Here is a 20,827-nt window from a genome sequence, read left to right as displayed (position 1 = left end):
AGAAGACACCCGAAAATGGCCACTATTCACGTAGACGGCAAGACCTTTGAAGTCGATGGGGCGGACAACCTGCTGCAGGCCTGCCTCTCCATGGGACTTGATATTCCGTACTTCTGCTGGCATCCGGCGCTGGGCAGCGTTGGTGCCTGCCGCCAGTGCGCGGTCAAGCAGTACACCGACGAGAACGACAAGCGCGGCCGCCTGGTCATGTCCTGCATGACGCCCGCCACCGACAATACCTGGATTTCCATCGACGACGAGGAAGCCAAGCAGTTCCGCGAAAGCGTGGTGGAGTGGCTGATGACCAACCACCCGCACGACTGCCCGGTGTGTGAGGAAGGTGGTCATTGCCACCTCCAGGATATGACCGTGATGACCGGTCACAACAAGCGCCGTTATCGCTTCACCAAGCGCACCCATACCAATCAGGAGCTCGGCCCGTTCATCGCCCACGAGATGAACCGCTGCATCGCCTGCTATCGCTGCGTGCGCTACTACAAGGATTACGCCGGTGGTACCGACCTGGGTGTCTACGGCGCCCATGACAACGTGTACTTCGGTCGTGTCGAAGACGGCGTGCTGGAAAGCGAGTTCTCCGGCAACCTGGTCGAGGTCTGCCCGACCGGCGTGTTCACCGACAAGACCCACTCCGAGCGTTACAACCGCAAGTGGGACATGCAGTTTGCCCCGAGCATCTGCCAGGGTTGCGCGGCCGGTTGCAACATCAGCCCCGGTGAACGCTATGGCGAGATTCGCCGCATCGAGAACCGCTTCAACGGCTCGGTGAACCACTACTTCCTCTGTGACCGTGGCCGTTTCGGCTATGGCTATGTCAACAACAGCGATCGTCCGCGCCAGCCGCAATTGGCCGACGGTACCCCGCTGTCGCTGGATGCGGCTCTGGACAAGGCCGCGGCCCTGCTCAAGGGGCGCCGTGTCATCGGTATCGGTTCGCCGCGCGCCAGCCTGGAAGGCAACTTCGCCCTGCGCGAACTGGTCGGTGCGGGCAACTTCTCCGTGGGTATCGCCGCCAACGAACTGGCCTGCCTGCAACTGGCCCGTGAACTGCTGCAGAACGGCCCGCTGCCGACACCGACGCTGCGCGAGATCGAAGACCATGACGCGGTGTTTGTTCTCGGTGAAGACCTGACCCAGACTTCTGCCCGTGTCGCCCTGGCCCTGCGTCAGGCGGTCAAAGGCAAGGCCACCGACATCGCCGCCTCGATGAAAATTCAGGACTGGCACATGGCCGCCGTGCAGAACGTCGCCCAGCACGCCAGCAATCCGCTGTTCATCGCCACGGTCGATCTCACACGCCTGGACGACGCCGCCACGGAAACCGTACACGCCGCTCCGGCAGACCTGGCCCGCCTCGGCTTTGCCGTAGCCCATGCCATCGACCCGAGCGCGCCCGCAGTAAGCGGTCTGGACAGCGAAGCCGAGCAACTGGCTCAGCGTATCGCCACCGCACTGCTGACCGGCAAGCGCCCATTGATCGTTGCCGGTACCTCGCTGGGCAGCCAGGCGCTGCTGGAAGCCGCCGGCAACATTGCCCAAGCCCTGAAAAACCGCGAGAAAAACGCCTCCATCAGCCTGGCGCTGGGTGAAGCCAACAGTCTCGGCGCCACCCTGCTTGGCGGTGACTCGCTGGAAAGCGCCCTTGCCCGCCTGCAGAACGGCGAAGCCGATGCTCTGATCGTGCTGGAAAACGATCTGTATCGCCGCGCCGACAAGGTCGTGGTCGATGCCGCGCTGGCCAAGGCCAGTGTGCTGATCGTCGCCGATCACCAGCCGACAACTACCGTCTCGCGCGCTGATCTGGTGCTGCCGGTAGCCACCTTTGCCGAAGGCGATGGCACCCTGGTCAGCCAGGAAGGCCGCGCCCAGCGCTTCTTCCAGGTGTTCGACCCGGTCTACTACAACGCCGACAATCTGGTTCGTGAAGGCTGGCGCTGGCTACACGCCCTGCACAGCACCCTGCTGGGTCAGTCCGTCGACTGGACACAGCTGGACCAGGTGACCAATGCCTGTGCCGCCAGCAGCGAACTGCTCGCTGGGATCCGCGACGCCGCGCCAAGTGCCAGCTTCCGCATCAAGGGTCTGAAACTCGCCCGCGAACCGCACCGCTACAGTGGCCGCACCTCCATGCGCGCCAACATCAGCGTGCACGAGCCGCGTCAACCGCAGGACAAGGACTCGGCCTTTGCCTTCTCCATGGAAGGCTATGCCGGCAGCGCGGAAGATCGTCAGCAGATTCCGTTCGCCTGGTCGCCGGGCTGGAACTCGCCGCAGGCCTGGAACAAGTTCCAGGACGAAGTCGGCGGTCACCTGCGCGCCGGTGATCCCGGTGTGCGCCTGCTCGATGGTGAGCGTGCGGACCTGAACTGGTTCAGCGTTCCGGCCGCCTGTTCTGCCCAGCCGGGCAACTGGCAGGTCGTGCCGTACTTCCACCTGTTTGGCAGTGATGAAAACAGTGCCCGCGCCAAGCCGATCCAGCAGCGCATCCCCGAAGCTTATGTGGTGCTGTCCGAGGAAGATGCCGCCAAGCTGGGCGTCAACCCAGGCGCCATGCTGGGTCTGACCGTCGGTGGCGTATCCCTGCGTCTGCCGCTGCAGACGAGCGCCGCGCTGTCCAGTGGCCTGATCGGCCTGCCGGCAGGCCTGCCCGGCATACCGGCGCTGACAGCCAATGTCAGCGTGAGTGATGTTCAGGAGGTGGCATGATGAGTTGGCTGACGCCTGAACTGATCGAGGTGATCATCGCGGTAGTCAAGGCCGTGGTGATTCTCCTCGCCGTGGTTGTCACCGGCGCCTTGCTGTCCTGGGTCGAGCGCCGCCTGCTCGGCCTCTGGCAGGACCGCTATGGTCCGAACCGCGTGGGCCCGTTCGGTGCCTTCCAGCTCGGCGCCGACATGGTCAAGATGTTCTTCAAGGAAGACTGGACGCCGCCGTTCGCCGACAAGCTGATCTTCACTCTGGCGCCGATCGTAGCCATGAGTGCGTTGCTGATCGCCTACGCCGTCGTGCCGATTACCCCCACCTGGGGCGTGGCGGATCTGAACATCGGTCTGCTGTTCTTCTTCGGCATGGCCGGTATCGCGGTGTACGCGGTGCTGTTCGCCGGCTGGTCGAGCAACAACAAGTTTGCCCTGCTGGGTAGCCTGCGGGCATCGGCGCAAACCCTGTCCTATGAAGTCTTCATGGGCCTGGCGCTGATGGGCGTGGTGGCTCAGGCCGGCAGCTTCAACATGCGCGACATCGTCGAATACCAGCAGCAGAACCTGTGGTTCATCATTCCGCAGTTCCTCGGCTTCTGTACCTTCTTCATCGCCGGCGTGGCCGTCACCCACCGCCACCCGTTCGACCAGCCGGAAGCCGAACAGGAGCTCGCCGACGGCTACCACATCGAATACGCGGGGATGAAATGGGGCATGTTCTTCGTCGGCGAATACATCGGCATCGTGCTGGTGTCCTCGCTGCTGGTGACGCTGTTCTTCGGCGGCTGGCACGGCCCGTTCCTGGAGCAGCTGCCGTGGCTGTCGTTCTTCTACTTTGCGGCCAAGGTGGCGTTCTTCATCATGCTGTTCATCCTGCTGCGCGCCTCCATTCCGCGCCCGCGCTATGACCAGGTGATGAGCTTCAGCTGGAAGTTCTGCCTGCCGCTGACCCTGATCAATCTGCTGGTAACTGCCGCACTGGTGCTGGCCACCAGCCCGGCTGCGGGGCAGTAAGGAACATGAACATGATCAAGGAAATCCTGCACATCCTGCACGGTACCTACACCCAGCTGCGCAGCCTGGTGATGGTGTTTGGCCACAGCTTCCGCAAGCGCGATACCTTGCAGTACCCGGAAGAACCCGTGTACCTGCCGCCGCGCTTCCGTGGCCGCATCGTCCTGACCCGCGACCCGGACGGTGAAGAACGTTGTGTGGCCTGCAACCTCTGCGCTGTGGCCTGCCCGGTCGGCTGTATTTCGCTGCAGAAAGCCGAAAAAGAAGACGGTCGCTGGTATCCGGAATTCTTCCGCATCAACTTCTCGCGCTGCATCTTCTGCGGCCTGTGCGAGGAAGCCTGCCCGACCACAGCCATCCAGCTGACCCCGGACTTTGAAATGGCCGAGTACAAGCGCCAGGATCTGGTCTATGAGAAGCAGGACCTGCTGATTTCCGGCCCCGGCAAATACCCGGACTACAACTTCTACCGCGTCTCGGGCATGGCCATTGCCGGCAAGCCCAAGGGCGCTGCGCAGAACGAAGCCGAACCGATCAACGTCAAAGGCCTGCTGCCCTAAGGAGAGGACATGGAACTCGCTTTCTACCTGGCCTCCGCTATTGCGGTTGCCTCGACCTTCCGGGTCATCACCCATACCAACCCGGTACATGCCCTGCTTTACCTGATCGTCTCGCTGCTGGCCGTGTCGATGTGCTTCTTCGCCCTCGGCGCGCCCTTTGCCGGTGCCCTGGAAATCATCGTCTACGCCGGCGCCATCATGGTGCTGTTCGTCTTCGTGGTGATGATGCTCAACCTGGGGCCGGCGGTTGCCGAGCAGGAAGCCAAATGGCTGACGCCTGGAGTCTGGATCGGGCCTGGCCTGCTGTCCCTGCTGCTGCTGGCCGAACTGCTCTACGTACTGTTTGGCAACAGCACCGGCGCCCTGATTCAGGGTACTCAGGTCGATGCCAAGGCCGTGGGCGTCAGCCTGTTCGGCCCGTACCTGCTGGCGGTCGAACTGGCCTCCATGCTGCTGCTGGCAGCACTGGTGGCGGCCTATCACCTCGGCCGCCAAGAAGCGAAGGAGTAACAGGATGAACGGTATTCCCATGGAGCACGGCCTGGCCATTGCCGGCATGCTGTTCTGCCTCGGCCTGGCCGGTCTGATGGTGCGGCGCAACATCCTGTTCGTGCTGATGAGCCTGGAAGTGATGATGAACGCGACCGCACTGGCCTTTGTCGTGGCCGGTAGCCGCTGGGTGCAGGCGGATGGACAGATCATGTTCATCCTGGTGCTCAGCCTGGCAGCCGCCGAGGCCAGCATTGGCCTGGCGATCCTGCTGCAGCTGTATCGCCGCTTCCACACCCTCGATATCGACGCAGCCAGCGAGATGCGCGGATGAACGCACTATTTCTGACCTTTCTTTTCCCGCTGATCGGCTTCCTGCTGCTGTCGTTCTCCCGTGGCCGTCTGGGTGAAAACCTGTCGGCACTGATCGGTGTCGGCTCGGTTGGTCTGTCGGCGGCGACCAGCGCCTGGATCATCTACCAGTTCAATGTGGCACCACCGGAGGCTGGCGTCTTCACCCAGCAGCTGTGGGTATGGATGAGCGTCGAGGGCTTCGCCCCGAGCTTCACCCTGCACCTGGACGGCCTGTCGCTGACCATGCTCGGCGTGGTGACCGGCGTTGGCTTCCTGATCCACCTGTTTGCCAGCTGGTACATGCGCGGTGAAGAGGGCTACTCGCGCTTCTTCGCCTACACCAACCTGTTCATCTTCAGCATGCTGCTGCTGGTACTGGGCGACAACCTGCTGCTGCTGTACTTCGGCTGGGAAGGCGTGGGGCTGTGCTCCTACCTGTTGATCGGCTTCTACTACAGCAATCCGAACAACGGTAATGCCGCACTCAAGGCCTTCATCGTCACCCGCGTTGGCGACGTGTTCATGGCTTTCGGCCTGTTCATTCTGTACATGCAGCTGGGCACCCTGAATATCCAGGAACTGCTGACCCTGGCACCGCAGAAGTTTGCTGCCGGCGATCCCTGGCTGACCCTGGCGACCCTGGCCCTGCTGGGTGGCGCGGTGGGCAAGTCCGCCCAGCTGCCGTTGCAGACCTGGCTGGCCGACGCCATGGCCGGCCCGACACCGGTATCGGCGCTGATCCACGCGGCGACCATGGTTACCGCCGGCGTCTACCTGATCGCACGTACCAACGGCCTGTTCCTGCTGACGCCGGATGTGCTGGAGCTGGTGGGCATCGTCGGTGGCGTGACCCTGGTACTGGCCGGTTTCGCCGCGCTGGTACAGACCGACATCAAGCGCATCCTTGCCTACTCGACCATGAGCCAGATCGGCTACATGTTCCTGGCACTCGGCGTGGGCGCCTGGGAAGCCGCGATCTTTCACCTGATGACCCACGCCTTCTTCAAGGCTCTGCTGTTCCTTGCCTCCGGTGCGGTGATCAACGCCTGCCACCATGAGCAGAACATCTTCAAGATGGGCGGCCTGTGGAAGAAACTGCCGCTGGCCTACGCCAGCTTCATCGTCGGCGGCGCCGCGCTGGCCGCACTGCCGCTGATCACCGCCGGCTTCTACTCCAAGGACGAGATCCTCTGGGAAGCCTTTGCCAGTGGTAACAGCGAACTGCTCTACGCAGGCCTGGCCGGTGCCTTCCTGACCTCGATCTACACCTTCCGTCTGATCTTCATTGCTTTCCATGGCGAGCAGAAGACCGAGGCCCATGGTGGTCATGGCGTGGCCTACTGGCTGCCGCTGTCGACCCTGATCGTGCTCTCGACCTTCGTCGGCGCCCTGATCAGCCCGCCGCTGGCCGGTGTGCTGCCGCAGAGCGTCGGCCATGCGGGTGGCGAAGCCCAGCACAGCCTTGAGATTGCCTCGGGCGCCATCGCCATTGCCGGTATCCTGCTGGCGGCCATGCTGTTCCTCGGCAAGCGTCGCCTGGTCACGGCCATCGCCGCCAGCGCTCCCGGGCGTTTCCTCGGCGCCTGGTGGTATGCGGCCTGGGGCTTCGACTGGCTGTATGCCCTGCTGTTCGTCAAACCTTACCTGCTGATCTGCCGCCTGCTGGGCCGCGATCCGCTGGATCATGCCATTGGCCTGATCCCGGCCACCGTGCGCAGCAGCCACGAGGCCATGACGAGCACCGAAACCGGATACCTGCGCTGGTATGCCGCCTCCCTGGCACTGGGTGCCGTGGTGGTGCTCGGCATCATCGTACTGGCCTAATGAATTTACTGAGAGATTGAGCCCGACATGATTCTGCCCTGGCTAATCCTGATTCCCTTCATCGGCGGCCTGCTCTGCTGGCAAGGCGAGCGCTTCGGCGCCACCCTGCCTCGCTGGGTAGCCATGTTGACCATGCTCCTCGAACTGGGGCTGGGTCTGTGGCTGTGGACCACCGGCAACTACCAACTGGCTCCGGCCCCAGGCGCTGACCCGGTATGGGCCCTGGAGTACCAGGCCAGCTGGATTCCTGCGTTCGGCATCAGCCTGCACCTTGCCCTGGATGGCCTGTCGCTGCTGATGATCCTGCTCACCGGCCTGCTCGGTGTGCTCTCCGTGCTGTGTTCGTGGAAAGAAATCCAAAACCACGTCGGCTTTTTCCACCTCAACCTGATGTGGATTCTCGGCGGTGTGGTCGGTGTGTTCCTCGCCATGGACCTTTTCCTGTTCTTCTTCTTCTGGGAAATGATGCTGGTGCCGATGTACTTCCTCATCGCGCTGTGGGGACACAGTTCGGATGATGGCAAGCGCACGCGCATCTACGCAGCGACCAAGTTCTTCATCTTTACCCAGGCCAGCGGCCTGATCATGCTGGTCGCGATCCTCGCCCTGGTGTTCGTCAACTATGACAACACCGGCGTGATCACCTTCAACTACAGCGACCTGCTCAAGGCCGAACTGGCTCCGGGCGTCGAGTGGCTGCTGATGCTCGGTTTCTTCGTCGCCTTCGCGGTCAAGCTGCCGGTAGTGCCGGTGCATTCCTGGCTGCCCGATGCCCACGCCCAGGCGCCGACCGCCGGTTCCGTGGACCTCGCCGGTATCCTGTTGAAAACCGCCGCCTACGGCCTGCTGCGCTTTGCCATACCGCTATTCCCGGACGCTTCCGCGCAGTTTGCGCCGGTGGCCATGACCCTGGCCGTGATCGGCATCTTCTACGGTGCCCTGCTCTCCTTTGCGCAGACCGATATCAAGCGCCTGGTGGCCTACTCCAGCGTGTCGCACATGGGCTTCGTGCTGATCGGTATCTACTCCGGCAGCCAGATGGCCTTGCAGGGCGTGGTGGTGCAGATGCTGGCCCACGGCCTTTCCGCCGCCGGCCTGTTCATCCTCTGTGGCCAGCTGTATGAGCGTCTGCATACCCGCGACATGCGCCAGATGGGCGGCATCTGGGCGCGCATGCCCTACCTGCCGGCCGTCAGTCTGTTCTTTGCATCAGCCTCACTCGGCCTGCCGGGTACCGGCAACTTTGTCGGCGAGTTCCTGATCCTGATGGGCTCGTTCAAGGCCGTGCCGGTGATCGTGGTGATTGCCACCTTCGGCCTTGTGCTGGCCTCGGTCTACTCGCTGATCATGATTCATCGCGCACACTTCGGTGCGGCCAAGTCCGACAAGCCGCTGCTGGCGCTGGACAGCCGCGAGTTGCTGATGGTGCTCGGCCTGGCCGCACTGCTGGTGATTCTGGGCGTTTACCCGCAGCCGGTGCTCGATACCACGGCAGCCAGCATGCATGGTGTTCAGCAATGGCTGGGCACTGCTCTTTCTCAACTGGTCTCGGCCCGGTAGCTGTTAATGGAAAGTCACGCTATGGATCTGACGATTCAACACTTCACAGCCATCCTGCCACTGCTGGTCCTGTCGGCCACCGTCATTGTGGTGATGCTGGCCATCGCCTGGCGGCGTAATCACAGCCAGAGCTACATCCTTTCCGGGATTGGTCTGGTGCTGTCGCTGGCGGCGCTCGTGCCGTCGATGCAGGTTGCTCCTCTGGCGGTCACTCCGCTGCTGCTGGTGGATAATTTCGCCGGCTTCTACATGGGCCTGATTCTGCTGGCGACTCTTGGCTGCCTGACCCTGACCCACGCCTACCTCGGCCGTTTCAGTGGCGAGGGCTATCCGGGCAACCGCGAAGAGATGTACCTGCTGATGCTGCTGGCGGCACTGGGCGGCATGGTGCTGGTCTGCTCGCAGCACCTGGCGGGACTCTTCATCGGCCTGGAAATGCTCTCGGTGCCTGTCTACGGGATGGTCGCCTATGCCTTCTTCAACAAGCGCTCCCTGGAAGCCGGCATCAAGTACATGGTGCTCTCGGCGGCTGGCTCCGCGTTCCTGCTGTTCGGCATGGCCCTGCTGTATGCCGATGCCGGCAGCCTGAGCTTCGCCGGTATCGGTGCGCATGTGGCGGCAACCGGTCTGGCCACGCCACTGGCGCAGCTGGGCATCGGCATGATGCTGGTCGGTCTGGCCTTCAAACTGTCCATGGTGCCTTTCCACCTGTGGACACCGGACGTCTATGAAGGGGCCCCGGTGCCGGTGGCGGCGTTTCTCGCCAGTGCCAGCAAGGTCGCGGTGTTTGCCGTACTGCTGCGCCTGTACCTGCAGTCCCCGGCGATGGCCGGTGGTTGGCTGGAAAACCTGCTGGCCCTGTTCGCCATCGGCTCGATCCTGATCGGCAACCTGCTGGCCCTGACCCAGAGCAACCTCAAGCGCCTGCTGGGTTACTCGTCGATCGCCCATTTCGGCTACATCACCATCGCCCTGATCGCCGGCAAGGGCCTGGCCCAGGAAGCCATCGCCCTGTATCTGGTGACCTACGTGATTACCAGCCTGGGTGCCTTTGGCGTGATTGCCCTGATGTCCACGCCGTTCAAGGGCCGCGACTGCGACGCCCTGTACGAGTATCGCGGCCTGTTCTGGCGCCGCCCGTACCTGACTGCCGTACTGACCCTGATGATGCTGTCGCTGGCGGGTATTCCGCTGACGGCTGGCTTCATCGGTAAGTTCTTCATCATCGCGACCGGCGTGCAATCGCAACTGTGGTGGCTGCTCGGGGTGATGGTGATCGGCAGTGGCATCGCGGTGTTCTACTACCTGCGGGTCATGGTTACCCTGTTCCTGGTGGAGCCTAACCTGCGCCGCTACGATGCGCCGATGAACTGGAACGTACGCGCCGGTGGCATCATGCTGCTGGCGATTGCCGTGCTGGCGTTCTTCTTCGGCGTCTACCCGCAGCCGCTGCTGCAACTGGTCAAACTGGCCGTTCTCGCGGTGTGATCCTGCGGTAACGAAAAAGCCCTGCTCTGCAGGGCTTTTTTATATTCAGTCGCCAATCACTTTCAAAATGACGACCGGCTGTGACCTCAGCCCCTGTTCATGACATCCATTGCTTAACGAATCGCTTGCGAACGGCTGTAGCGATTCCACGGATTTGCCATGGAGCTTGATCATGAACAACGAATTGCGCATCAACGAAGCGCTGCTGATTGCCGGTAATGCCTTCCAGCCTTTCCAGTGCGTGGCCTGGGCGGCTCAGGACGGCTATGGCGAACTGAGCCTGAGCGTCATTGACCGCACCTTCGGGCGAGTACTCGGCCGCACCCGACTGGCCAGTCAGAACTACCGAAACCCGCAGAGCCTGGCCAAGGCGTTGCAGAAGTCCCGCCAGGACCTGGCCGAACAGGGCTACCATCTGGAACCCTGGAGCATGCCGGCCTGACAGCGCTGTTAGCCGAACACAAAAAAGGCGACCCAAAGGTCGCCTTTTTTCATTGGAGAGCGCCTTAGTAATAGGCGTTCTCCTTGTTGCTGTGGTCGGTCACGTCGCGCACACCCTTGAGTTCTGGAATACGCTCCAGCAAGGTTTTCTCGATGCCTTCCTTGAGTGTGTAGTCGGCCTGGCCACAGCCCTGACAACCACCACCGAAGCGCAGGATGGCGATGCCCTCGTCGATATCCACCAGGCTCACCTGACCGCCGTGGTTGGCCAGGCCGGGATTGATCTCGGTCTGCAGGTAGTAGTTGATGCGCTCGGTGATCGGGCTGTCTTCGTTGACCATCGGCACCTTGGCGTTCGGGGCCTTGATCGTCAGCTGGCCACCCATGCGGTCGGTGGCATAGTCGACAAGGGCGTCCTCGAGGAACGGCTCGCTGACGGCATCGATCCAGGCGGTAAAGGAGGCCAGCGCCAGCGGCGTATCTTCGGCCTTCTGCTCACCGGGCTTGCAGTAGGCAATGCAGGTTTCCGCGTACTGGGTGCCGGGCTGGGTGATGAAGATGCGAATGCCGATACCGCTGGTGTTCTGCTTGGAAAGCAGGTCGGCCAGGTAATGTTCGGCGGATTCGGTGATGGTAATGGCGCTCATGGCAACTCCTTACAGATATGGGCGCAGTGTACGCCATCACCTGCTGCGGATAAAGCCATAGCAAAACAGTCGGAATAGTCAGGCGTACGCCACCACGCAGTTGCGCCCGGCCTGCTTGGCCCTGGCCAGCGCCTGCTCGGCACGCTCGCAGAACTGCCGTGGATTGAGACAATTGGCGTCCAGCTCGGCAACTCCGATGCTGACGCTGTAGCGCACGGCCTGCCCGTCATGCAGCAGAACCTGCTGGCTCACGGCGTCACGCAAGCGCTCGGCCAGCTGCCGCGCGCCCTCGACGGCGGTGTCCGGCAACAGCACGGCGAACTGGTCGGCGGCATAGCGCCCGCTGGGATCGAGATTGCGCACATGCTGGCCAAGCAGATCAGCCAGGCTGCGCAGCAACAGGTCGCCAGCCGCATGCTCATACTGGCTGTTGAATACCTTGAACTCGTCGATATCCAGCAACAGCAGCGACAGCTGGCGCTGGTAACGCTGATGGCGGGCGAACTCCTGTTCCAGCGATTTGTCCCAGTGCGCGCGGTTGAGCAGGCCGCTGAGCGCATCGGTCCGGGTCAGCTGGTGCAGCCTGGCCGTGACGTTCTGCAGTTGCTTCTTGTTGCTGGCGACGTGGGTCACGTCGTAGATCACCACGCAGATATGCCCCACCTTCCCCGTGGCATCCTTGATCGGGATGATGGTGGTGTTCTGGTACATGAAGTCTTCCTGCCCGGTGATCGGCTGGTAGTTCTTGAAGCGCACCAGATAGGGCCGCTGCTCCCAAATGGTGAACGTCCGCGTGCCGAGTGTCGCCACCGTTTCCGCCTTGTTGCGGAACCACGCTTCCTCTATTTCCGGGAAAATGCGAAACACGCTCTGCCCCTGGACTTCCTCAGGCTCCAGACCGGAATGGCTTTCCATGAAGCTGTTCCACATCTCGATGCGGTACTCGCGGTCGAGCACCACCACACCGACGTCGATGCTTTGCAGGATATCCAGCATCCAGTGCAGTTCGTTGAGTTCCATGGGCCGTCAGCTCAGCAGGTAATTGATCTTGTGGCTCAGACGCGCCACGGAATCTTCGGTAAACAGCAGCAGCAGATCGAAGTGAATCGCCTGGCCTTCCAGGGTGTAGCTGATCTCAACCGCGAGGGTCTTGCGCCAGCGGGCCTGGTTGACCCGAATCAGCTCCTCGATCGGCGAATGCTGCCCCAGCAGCAAGGGATGACCCAGGGACAAGTGGCTGTCCAGCTGTTCGGCGATAGCCGTGAGGCAGGCGCCGATGAGGATGCTCGACAGATCGAGCATCAGCTCCATCTCGGCCTTCTCGCCTTCCAGCTTCCACTTCATCAGGCGGGCCATGTCGGCCACTTCCGAATCATGAAAGATCAGCAAGGCCTCGCCGGCGATACCATCGCCGATATAGCCCTGGCACACCGCCGTCAGGCGTTCGCCACTCTGCGCATCAGCCAGCGCCATGTGCAGCTCGCCGACCTCGAAGATGTTGACGTTGGGCACCGGCAGCTGCACGAACACACCCAGCACCTTGGCCAGCAAGGCGGCAGCACGGCCCATGGCAACGTTGGTGATTTCACGGAAGGCATCGCGAAAGCCAACCTTCATTTCAGCCAGAGCGGCCTGTTGGGCCTGCGTTTGCAGTGAGGCCTCGTCCTGCCCTGCTCCACCAAGGCTCAATAGGTCATGAGCCTTCAGCTTGGCCAGCAGTTCTTCGGGATTGGCCGGCTTCTTGATGAAGTCCAGCGCCCCCAGCTCCATCACGCGCTGTATGGCGGCTTCCTGAACATCACCAGAAACCACAATGACTTTGGCCTGCAGGCCTTCATCCCTGAGCGCCTGCAACACCTGATAGCCATCCATTTCCGGCATGGTCAGGTCGAGCAGTACCACCTGGCCGAGGCCCTGGCGGATCGCTTCGAGGCCTTCGCGACCATTGGTGGCCTGGCTGATGTTGACTGGCCAATCGGCAGGCAGCGAACGGATCAGCTGCTTGCGCGCCATGCCTGAGTCATCGCAGACCAGTAGAGCTATTGCAGACACAGAAAGACCACCCGAGATGGAGATACCCTTTCAGTAAATGCAGGTGGCGCCGCCCTGTAAAGGCAAGACGCTGAAAAAATCAGCAGTTACGTGAGTTCCTTAAAGATTCTTGTAGCGATTGATATCCAGAATGCCGCTTTCCACCGGCTCAGTCCGCTCGATATAGGTATTGAGCTTGTCGAGATGCGCCCAGAACTGCGGATGGGTTCGACGGATGCCCCAGCGCTGCACGATGGCCTCGAAGGCTTGCGGGCTGCGGGCCTGCTCCAGAGCGGCGACAAACTCGGCTACTTCATCGGCTTCCAGGCTGAACATGAAGTTCGGATAGCTGCTGAGCACACCCGGATAGACAGTCAGAGTATCCAAGCCTTCCTCATAGCGCAGCTCCTCACCAACCATGAAGGCCACGTTGCTGTGCGCACGGTTGCGCAGCAGGCTGTAGACCTCGGTCTGCCCCTGGCCGTAGTCGATGCTCAGTATGCTGGCTTCAGGCAGTTGTTCGATCACCTTGAGCCCAGCGGCCGGGCGATTGGTCAGACGACTGAGGCTCTGCTCAGCACGCTGCAGCTCCACGGCAACGTTTTCCCGGTAGCAATGCGCCCCCTGACAACGGTTGATCGGGTCCGGCCGGGCATTGAGCGTGGCGTAGCGCTGGATCAGGCGCTCGGCGAAATCCTCTTTGGGTTTCAGCTCGTCCAGCTGCAGTGCTGTCGGCGTGCTGCTGTCGATGCTCTGGTAATCCAGCCACAGTTTCAGTCGGCCGCTCTTGGCGTACCAGCCCTCCAGCAGCGGCTCGCGGCTGGAGGCCGGCATCAGACGCAGGAAGTTGACCTCGGCGCCATTGCGAATCAGGTCGAAATACAGGCGTGTCTGCGCCTGATGGGAGACATTGCCAAACACGTCGAAGTTGACCACCAGCCCGTAGTAGGTGCGCTCCAGCAGAGGATAATCAAGCAGCCACAGCGTCTGCGGCACGGCGCCGATCAGGCCCTTGCGCACCGAGGCACTGTCAAACTGGCGGAAGATCGACAGCAGCGCATTATCGTTACCCGCCCAGATATGCGACCAGCTTGGCGCAGGCGCTTCGGCGTAGGTATCCCGGCGCAGGGCCTCGTAGTCGTTGCGACTCTCCTTGTACTCACTCCACTGTCTGGGCAGGCTGCGCAGCTCGTCCACCTGACCGGGCAACGCCAGCAAAGACGTGGCGGCGGCGCGGAACTGCGGATCGATCAGGTAAAGATCATGTTCGGGGGACTGGAACAGGGCCCAGAACTGGTCACGGATCACGTCCGTGGCGATCTGCCCGCGGCAGACCGGGCCGCGAATGAAGGTGCGCACGAAGTACTCGGCGTTATCCAGCATGAACTGGTAACGAGCCTGCGCCGGGATGGCGGCGAACGTTTCAAACGGGTTGGCCCGCCGCTGTGGGCTATAACCCGGCAGCGCCTGCACCGCCCAGTCACCGGCGAAGAACAGTTCCTGCACCCGCGCCAGCTTCTTTGCACTGAGCGGATAGGTAATGTGGGTCTTGTGCACGATGGCACCCTGAATCGGCCACAGCCGGTAGAAGAACCGCGTGCCCGGATCATCATTGGGCCGGCGCGTGGCAATCGGGTCGACCGGCTGGCCAGTGGGCGTGCGAGAACGCACCAGCTGGAAGAATTGGCCACTCTGCGCCTGATCGAAATACAGATGGGCGAGGAACAGATGCTCATACAGCCAGCGCGCCACCAGCACCTCGCGCGGGCTGTCACCATTGAGCAAGGCCTCCCACTGGCTGATCTGCGACGCTTCACTGGCATTGGCCGTGCGGGGCTGCTCATCCACTGGAGCGCCAGCGGCCAGCCAGCGCTGCAGGGTGTCGTACTCCATGGCATCCAGGCCGGTGACGGCAAACGGCATGCCGGCCTGGGGATTCTTTCGGGCAAAGCCTGCGAACTGCTCCGGCAGCGGGCACTGGTTCTCGCGGCTGATGTCGATGTCCATGGTGGCTGGCAGCTTGCTGTTGGCCGGCCAGGGATTGTTGTGGCCGAGTTCGAGCATGCGCGCCATCAGCGCCGCCGATTGCTGTTGCGGTTGCAGCACCGAGGCAAAGCCCTTGCGCCGCCAGGCCGCTTCGCCATGAGCATCCAGATACAGGCGTGTGGTGGCCTGCGCCTCGGTGCGTGTGCCGCTGTACACTGGTGACTGGCTGGCACCGCGCTGGACACCCTCTCCACTCCCCAGATTGAGCTGACAGGGCGCGTCGTAGCAGGCATGGCAGGCCACGCACTTGGCATTGAAGATCGGCTGCACATCGCGGCTGAAGGACGGCACCTCAGTGGCCAGGACTGGCAGTGAAAACAGCGAGAAAAACGCAAGCAGCAGGCGATTCATAACGGCATCCGGGCCAAGACCAGCGGCGATTCTAACGCGTCATCCTGCCGCCCCAGCAACATGAATGAAATTCATGGTGATCCGGCACATGCCAGAAATTCAGGCATCTTTGCTATCATCACGCACCTTTTTCGTTCCACCAGCCGGGTAGTCACCATGTCCGATCGTGCCGCACGCCAACAACTGCTTCAACAAGCCCTCAAGGAACGCATCCTGATCCTCGACGGCGGCATGGGCACCATGATCCAGAGCTACAAGCTGGAGGAAGCCGACTACCGCGGCGCGCGCTTCGCCGACTGGCCGAGCGATGTGAAGGGCAACAACGACCTGCTGCTGCTCAGCCGCCCGGACGTGATCCAGGCCATCGAGAAGGCCTACCTGGATGCCGGCGCCGACATCCTGGAAACCAACACCTTCAACGCCACCCAGGTGTCCCAGGCCGACTACGGCATGGAAAGCCTTGTCTATGAGTTGAACGTTGAAGGCGCGCGCCTGGCCCGCGAAGTGGCCGATGCCAAGACCCTGGAGACACCGGACAAGCCGCGTTTCGTCGCAGGCGTCTTAGGCCCGACCAGCCGTACCTGCTCGATCTCCCCGGACGTCAACGACCCCGGCTACCGCAACGTCACCTTCGACGAGCTGGTGGAAAACTACGTCGAGGCCACCCGCGGCCTGATCGAAGGCGGCGCCGATCTGATCCTGATCGAGACCATCTTCGACACCCTCAACGCCAAGGCCGCGATCTTCGCCGTGCAGCAGGTGTTCGAGGACGATGGCGTCGAACTGCCGATCATGATCTCCGGCACCATTACCGACGCCTCCGGCCGTACCCTGTCCGGGCAGACTACCGAAGCCTTCTGGAACTCGGTGCGCCATGCCAAGCCGATCTCCGTGGGTCTGAACTGCGCCCTCGGCGCCAAGGACCTGCGTCCGTACCTGGCCGAACTCGCCGCCAAGGCCGAGACCCATGTGTCGGCCCACCCCAACGCCGGCCTGCCCAACGCCTTCGGCGAATACGACGAGACGCCGGCCGAGATGGCCGTGGTGGTCGAAGAATTCGCCGCCTCGGGTTTTTTGAACATCATCGGTGGCTGCTGTGGCACCACCCCGCCGCATATCAAGGCGATTGCCGAGGCCGTGGCCAAGTACAAGCCGCGTGTGATTCCGGACATTCCCAAGGCCTGCCGCCTGTCGGGCCTTGAGCCCTTCACCATCGACCGCAACTCGCTGTTCGTGAACGTCGGCGAGCGCACCAACATCACCGGTTCGGCCAAGTTCGCCCGGCTGATTCGTGAGGAGAACTATACCGAGGCCCTGGAAGTCGCCCTGCAGCAGGTTGAGGCCGGTGCCCAGGTGATCGACATCAACATGGACGAAGGGATGCTCGATTCCCAGGCAGCCATGGTCAAGTTCCTCAACCTGATCGCTGGCGAGCCAGATATCTCGCGCGTGCCGATCATGATCGACTCCTCCAAGTGGGAAGTGATCGAAGCCGGCCTCAAATGCATCCAGGGCAAGGGCATCGTCAACTCCATCTCCATGAAGGAAGGCGTCGAAGCGTTCAAGCACCACGCCAAGCTGTGCAAGCGCTACGGCGCCGCCGTGGTGGTGATGGCTTTCGACGAAGTCGGCCAGGCCGACACCGCCGCACGCAAGCGTGAAATCTGCCAGCGCAGCTACGACATCCTGGTCAATGAAGTCGGCTTCCCGCCGGAAGACATCATCTTCGACCCGAACATCTTTGCCGTGGCCACCGGCATCGAAGAGCACAACAACTACGCCGTGGACTTCATCGAAGCCTGCGCCTATATCCGCGACCACCTGCCCTACGCTCTGTCGAGCGGCGGCGTATCCAACGTGTCGTTCTCCTTCCGTGGCAACAACCCGGTGCGCGAAGCGATCCACTCGGTATTCCTCTACCACGCGATCCAGAACGGCCTGACCATGGGCATCGTCAACGCCGGCCAGTTGGAGATCTACGACGAGATCCCGGCCGAGCTGCGTGAGAAGGTCGAGGACGTGGTGCTCAACCGCACCCCCAACGGCACCGAAGCTCTGCTGGCCATTGCCGACAACTACCGTGGCGACGGCAGTGTCAAGGAAGTTGAAGACGAAGCCTGGCGCGCCCTGCCCGTCGACAAGCGTCTGGAACACGCACTGGTCAAAGGCATCACCGCCTTTATCGTGGAAGACACCGAAGAATGCCGTCAGCAGTGCGCGCGTCCGATTGAGGTGATCGAAGGCCCGCTGATGAGCGGGATGAACGTGGTCGGCGACCTGTTCGGCGCCGGCAAGATGTTCCTGCCCCAGGTGGTGAAATCCGCCCGGGTGATGAAGCAGGCCGTGGCTCACCTGATCCCCTTCATCGAAGCCGAGAAAGGCGACAAGCCGGAAGCCAAGGGCAAGATCCTCATGGCCACCGTGAAGGGCGACGTGCACGACATCGGCAAGAACATCGTCGGCGTGGTGCTCGGCTGTAACGGCTACGACATCGTCGACCTGGGCGTGATGGTGCCGGCGGAGAAGATCCTGCAGACTGCCATCGCCGAGAAGTGCGACATCATCGGCCTGTCCGGCCTGATCACCCCGTCGCTGGACGAGATGGTCCATGTCGCCCGCGAAATGCAGCGTCAGGGCTTCAATCTGCCACTGATGATCGGCGGCGCCACCACCTCCAAAGCCCACACGGCGGTGAAGATCGAGCCCAAGTACCAGAACGACGCGGTGGTCTACGTCACCGACGCTTCCCGCGCGGTCGGTGTGGCCACTCAGCTGCTGTCCAAGGAGCTGAAAGCCGGCTTCGTCGAGAAGACCCGGGCCGAATATGTAGAAGTTCGTGAACGCACCGCGGCGCGCGCTTCACGCACCGAGCGCCTGCCCTATGCCGACGCACTGGCCAACAAGCCGGCGTTCGACTGGACCGGCTACATCGCGCCCAAGCCGAGCTTCACCGGCGTGCAGGTGCTGGACGACATCGACCTCAAGGTGCTGGCCGAATACATCGACTGGACGCCTTTCTTCATCTCCTGGGACCTGGCCGGCAAGTACCCGCGCATCCTCACCGACGAGGTGGTGGGCGAAGCGGCTACCGCACTGTTCCATGATGCCCAGGCGATGCTGAACAAGCTGATCGACGAGAAGCTGATCAAGGCCCGTGCCGTGTTCGGCTTCTGGCCGGCCAACCAGATCAACCACGACGACATCGAAGTGCGCGACGACCACGGCAAGGTCATCGCCCAGCTGCATCACCTGCGCCAGCAGACCATCAAGCCGGACGGCAAACCCAACCTGGCCCTGGCCGACTTCGTCGCGCCCAAGGAAAGCGGGATTACCGATTACGTGGGTGGCTTTATCACCACCGCCGGTATCGGTGCCGAGGAAGTGGCCAAGGCCTACGAGGCCAAGGGTGACGACTACAACAGCATCATGGTCAAGGCCCTGGCAGACCGCCTCGCCGAAGCCTGCGCCGAGTGGCTCCACGAGCAGGTACGCAAGCAACACTGGGGTTATGCCAAGGATGAACAGCTCTCCAACGAGGAGCTGATCAAGGAGCAGTACAACGGCATCCGCCCGGCTCCCGGCTACCCGGCCTGCCCGGACCACACCGAGAAAGCCACCCTGTTCAAACTGCTCGACCCCGAAGCCGACTACAACAAGGCCGGCCAGAGCGGCGTGTTCCTCACCGAGCACTACGCCATGTTCCCGGCTGCGGCCGTGTCCGGCTGGTACTTCGCCCACCCCGAGGCCCAGTACTTTGCCGTGGGCAAGGTCGACAAGGATCAGGTCGAGAGCTACAGCAAGCGCAAGGGTCAGGACCTCAGCGTCACTGAACGCTGGCTGGCGCCCAACCTCGGCTACGACAACTGACAGACCTGCCGGGAAACCGCACGATGGGCACGCGTCGCGCTACCTATCTTCCCGGCACTGGGTAATGGCTCTGCCTGCCCCATCCTGCGTCACCCATCAGGCCCGCCACGTGCGGGCCTGATCGTTTCACGGCGTATTGAGCCGAGGCCAGGGCTGAGGCAGACTGCAACACCCCTCTCCCCTGCGGAGCACAATATGGACGTTGTGAAGACCCTGCGCCCCGGCAAGAACGGCACCAAGCGCTACGTCGAACTCTATGGCGACAATCTCGTCGCCGTACGCTACCGACTGGATGCTGAAAAGCAGCTCAGCTACACCACCGTCGAACTCATCATCGAACGACGCGCCGCCCCACTCAAAGGGTTCAACGACGTCGCTTATCGCCTTCATCAAAATCAGCGCCCAGTTCTGCTGCGCATCTTGCGCCATGAAACCGAACTGCAACGTCTGGTGAAGAAAGCCGGTGGCAAATGGAATCACGAACGCCAGCTCTGGCTGATCCGATACGAAAATGCAGTCAAACTCGGATTGCAAGAACGGATCATCCATACATGATGGCCACATACGTAAACGCGATGCCTACATCTGCCCACTTATGCCTATCTATGGCAATAGTGGGCAGATACAGACGTGTCGCATAATTATAGTTATGTATCAGCCGATGACCAAAAGCGAGTTACTACACATACTCAACTTCCCTACCGAATGGGAAACCTTTGGCATGTATCCTGATGAGCTATTTAAAATCCAGCTCAGCGGCTATAAACCAGGCAACGAAGCCGGCTCAGAGCATGAAAGATGTGGGGCGTTCCATTGGTGGTTACGCCGAACACCTAACGCTGAACAGCTCATCAAGCTAGCAAAGCTATCGTGGCTTGATCCTGACCCAATAATGGGTGCAGATGTTCGGCAGCACATCGCAAGCGCAGTAAACTTCAACACTGAGGTTGAAAATGCCTGCAAGACTGAAACATAACAATGCGCTCAACTGCCGCTCACTTCGTTCGCTGGACTCGCAAAAGCTACGCTTTTGCTCGCCCGTTAGCTTAATCGTTAGGCACTCGTAGATGGCCACACTCACCAGAGAAGACCTACTCGAAAAGCTTGAGAACATTGAGTTCTACGACGAAGTAAAAGCAGATCTAGACTTCTATCTAAGTCACTACATTCTCACAAAAGATTTGCCGTCAATCCAAAAGTTACTAGCTGCTGGCGCCAACCCAAATCCAGAGAACGATCTAGATGACTACATTCTTTACTTACTACACGAGTATCAGGTAGAAAAATCCACGCGCGGCACACTGATTCTTGAAATCACAGAAATGCTTTTAAAATATGGAGCGAACCCCAATCGAGTTACTACGAACAACTTAAGAGCCTATGACTATTCGGTGACGCAACATAAATGCGCTGAATTTTCTCAGCTACTAAAATAATA

General features: G+C 61.5%; 17 protein-coding genes. 13 read left to right on the top strand and 4 right to left on the bottom strand.

Annotation, left to right across the window (positions count from 1 at the left end; translation table 11 throughout):
* Window positions 1-15: 15 nt before the first annotated feature.
* The 9 genes from nuoG (at window position 16) to HNP49_RS16080 (ending at window position 10,448) form a co-directional block, all read left to right on the top strand.
* Window positions 16-2,724: an NADH-quinone oxidoreductase subunit NuoG gene (nuoG, locus tag HNP49_RS16120; RefSeq protein WP_184684959.1), complete on the top strand. Its 2,709-nt coding sequence runs from the start codon at window positions 16-18 to the stop codon at window positions 2,722-2,724.
* Window positions 2,724-3,731 (top strand): NADH-quinone oxidoreductase subunit NuoH, encoded by a 1,008-nt coding sequence (gene nuoH, locus HNP49_RS16115; protein ID WP_184685188.1) that lies wholly within the window; start codon window positions 2,724-2,726, stop codon window positions 3,729-3,731. Before nuoG ends, nuoH begins: the two co-directional genes overlap by 1 nt.
* Before the next feature lie 11 nt (window positions 3,732-3,742).
* On the top strand, window positions 3,743-4,291 hold the full coding sequence (gene nuoI, locus HNP49_RS16110) for an NADH-quinone oxidoreductase subunit NuoI (protein WP_095940724.1): 549 nt from the start codon (window positions 3,743-3,745) through the stop codon (window positions 4,289-4,291).
* Between the two features lie 9 nt (window positions 4,292-4,300).
* Window positions 4,301-4,801: an NADH-quinone oxidoreductase subunit J gene (gene nuoJ / locus HNP49_RS16105; protein ID WP_184684957.1), complete on the top strand. Its 501-nt coding sequence runs from the start codon at window positions 4,301-4,303 to the stop codon at window positions 4,799-4,801.
* A gap of 4 nt (window positions 4,802-4,805) precedes the next feature.
* Window positions 4,806-5,114 carry an NADH-quinone oxidoreductase subunit NuoK gene (nuoK, locus tag HNP49_RS16100; protein ID WP_184684955.1) on the top strand — a complete coding sequence of 103 codons (309 nt, stop codon included), beginning with the start codon at window positions 4,806-4,808 and terminating at the stop codon, window positions 5,112-5,114.
* On the top strand, window positions 5,111-6,958 hold the full coding sequence (gene nuoL / locus HNP49_RS16095) for an NADH-quinone oxidoreductase subunit L (protein WP_184684953.1): 1,848 nt from the start codon (window positions 5,111-5,113) through the stop codon (window positions 6,956-6,958). The genes nuoK and nuoL overlap by 4 nt, the downstream gene beginning before the upstream one ends.
* A 27-nt stretch (window positions 6,959-6,985) precedes the next feature.
* Window positions 6,986-8,518: an NADH-quinone oxidoreductase subunit M gene (nuoM, locus tag HNP49_RS16090; protein WP_184684951.1), complete on the top strand. Its 1,533-nt coding sequence runs from the start codon at window positions 6,986-6,988 to the stop codon at window positions 8,516-8,518.
* Window positions 8,519-8,539: 21 nt separating this feature from the next.
* Entirely contained in the window at window positions 8,540-10,006 is a 1,467-nt protein-coding gene (gene nuoN / locus HNP49_RS16085; protein ID WP_184684949.1) for an NADH-quinone oxidoreductase subunit NuoN, read from the top strand.
* A gap of 172 nt (window positions 10,007-10,178) precedes the next feature.
* Window positions 10,179-10,448, top strand: coding sequence for a hypothetical protein (locus HNP49_RS16080; protein WP_184684947.1), 270 nt, complete (start codon window positions 10,179-10,181; stop codon window positions 10,446-10,448).
* Window positions 10,449-10,512: 64 nt separating this feature from the next.
* On the opposite strand, the gene nfuA is transcribed toward HNP49_RS16080, so the two are convergent.
* The 4 genes from nfuA to HNP49_RS16060 all read right to left on the bottom strand — a co-directional run bounded on the left by nfuA (window position 10,513) and on the right by HNP49_RS16060 (window position 15,522).
* Entirely contained in the window at window positions 10,513-11,094 is a 582-nt protein-coding gene (gene nfuA / locus HNP49_RS16075) for a Fe-S biogenesis protein NfuA (protein WP_184684945.1), read from the bottom strand.
* A 78-nt stretch (window positions 11,095-11,172) separates the two neighbouring features.
* Window positions 11,173-12,114, bottom strand: a complete 942-nt coding sequence (locus HNP49_RS16070) for a diguanylate cyclase (RefSeq protein ID WP_184684943.1) — start codon at window positions 12,112-12,114, stop codon at window positions 11,173-11,175.
* A 6-nt stretch (window positions 12,115-12,120) separates the two neighbouring features.
* Complete coding sequence (locus HNP49_RS16065) at window positions 12,121-13,107, bottom strand: response regulator (RefSeq protein WP_221445272.1); 987 nt, start codon at window positions 13,105-13,107, stop codon at window positions 12,121-12,123.
* Window positions 13,108-13,245: 138 nt separating this feature from the next.
* Window positions 13,246-15,522, bottom strand: coding sequence for a fatty acid cis/trans isomerase (locus tag HNP49_RS16060; protein WP_184684940.1), 2,277 nt, complete (start codon window positions 15,520-15,522; stop codon window positions 13,246-13,248).
* A 156-nt stretch (window positions 15,523-15,678) separates the two neighbouring features.
* Here HNP49_RS16060 and metH point away from each other — a divergent pair, with 156 nt between their 5' ends.
* The 4 genes from metH (at window position 15,679) to HNP49_RS16040 (ending at window position 20,825) form a co-directional block, all read left to right on the top strand.
* Window positions 15,679-19,389: a methionine synthase gene (gene metH, locus HNP49_RS16055; protein ID WP_184684938.1), complete on the top strand. Its 3,711-nt coding sequence runs from the start codon at window positions 15,679-15,681 to the stop codon at window positions 19,387-19,389.
* Window positions 19,390-19,584: 195 nt separating this feature from the next.
* Complete coding sequence (locus HNP49_RS16050; protein ID WP_184684936.1) at window positions 19,585-19,944, top strand: hypothetical protein; 360 nt, start codon at window positions 19,585-19,587, stop codon at window positions 19,942-19,944.
* A gap of 106 nt (window positions 19,945-20,050) precedes the next feature.
* Window positions 20,051-20,365: a hypothetical protein gene (locus tag HNP49_RS16045; RefSeq protein ID WP_184684934.1), complete on the top strand. Its 315-nt coding sequence runs from the start codon at window positions 20,051-20,053 to the stop codon at window positions 20,363-20,365.
* A 91-nt stretch (window positions 20,366-20,456) separates the two neighbouring features.
* Window positions 20,457-20,825, top strand: coding sequence for a hypothetical protein (locus HNP49_RS16040; protein WP_184684922.1), 369 nt, complete (start codon window positions 20,457-20,459; stop codon window positions 20,823-20,825).
* Window positions 20,826-20,827 lie beyond the last annotated feature (2 nt).

Source organism: Pseudomonas fluvialis (assembly GCF_014207935.1).
GTDB classification, from domain to species: Bacteria; Pseudomonadota; Gammaproteobacteria; order Pseudomonadales; family Pseudomonadaceae; genus Aquipseudomonas; species Aquipseudomonas fluvialis_A.
This window is presented reverse-complemented; position numbering and strand designations above follow the sequence as displayed.

Bases quoted from the DNA above. Each gene is read 5' to 3' on its own strand.
- HNP49_RS16065 (WP_221445272.1), bottom strand. From the start codon at position 13,107: ATGGCGCGCAAGCAGCTGATCCGTTCGCTGCCTGCCGATTGGCCAGTC.
- nuoG (WP_184684959.1), top strand. From the start codon at position 16: ATGGCCACTATTCACGTAGACGGCAAGACCTTTGAAGTCGATGGGGCG.
- HNP49_RS16070 (WP_184684943.1), bottom strand. From the start codon at position 12,114: ATGGAACTCAACGAACTGCACTGGATGCTGGATATCCTGCAAAGCATC.
- nuoL (WP_184684953.1), top strand. From the start codon at position 5,111: ATGAACGCACTATTTCTGACCTTTCTTTTCCCGCTGATCGGCTTCCTG.
- nuoI (WP_095940724.1), top strand. From the start codon at position 3,743: ATGATCAAGGAAATCCTGCACATCCTGCACGGTACCTACACCCAGCTG.
- nuoN (WP_184684949.1), top strand. From the start codon at position 8,540: ATGGATCTGACGATTCAACACTTCACAGCCATCCTGCCACTGCTGGTC.
- HNP49_RS16050 (WP_184684936.1), top strand. From the start codon at position 19,585: ATGGACGTTGTGAAGACCCTGCGCCCCGGCAAGAACGGCACCAAGCGC.
- nfuA (WP_184684945.1), bottom strand. From the start codon at position 11,094: ATGAGCGCCATTACCATCACCGAATCCGCCGAACATTACCTGGCCGAC.
- nuoM (WP_184684951.1), top strand. From the start codon at position 6,986: ATGATTCTGCCCTGGCTAATCCTGATTCCCTTCATCGGCGGCCTGCTC.
- HNP49_RS16045 (WP_184684934.1), top strand. From the start codon at position 20,051: ATGACCAAAAGCGAGTTACTACACATACTCAACTTCCCTACCGAATGG.
- nuoH (WP_184685188.1), top strand. From the start codon at position 2,724: ATGAGTTGGCTGACGCCTGAACTGATCGAGGTGATCATCGCGGTAGTC.
- nuoK (WP_184684955.1), top strand. From the start codon at position 4,806: ATGAACGGTATTCCCATGGAGCACGGCCTGGCCATTGCCGGCATGCTG.
- HNP49_RS16060 (WP_184684940.1), bottom strand. From the start codon at position 15,522: ATGAATCGCCTGCTGCTTGCGTTTTTCTCGCTGTTTTCACTGCCAGTC.
- HNP49_RS16040 (WP_184684922.1), top strand. From the start codon at position 20,457: ATGGCCACACTCACCAGAGAAGACCTACTCGAAAAGCTTGAGAACATT.
- HNP49_RS16080 (WP_184684947.1), top strand. From the start codon at position 10,179: ATGAACAACGAATTGCGCATCAACGAAGCGCTGCTGATTGCCGGTAAT.
- metH (WP_184684938.1), top strand. From the start codon at position 15,679: ATGTCCGATCGTGCCGCACGCCAACAACTGCTTCAACAAGCCCTCAAG.
- nuoJ (WP_184684957.1), top strand. From the start codon at position 4,301: ATGGAACTCGCTTTCTACCTGGCCTCCGCTATTGCGGTTGCCTCGACC.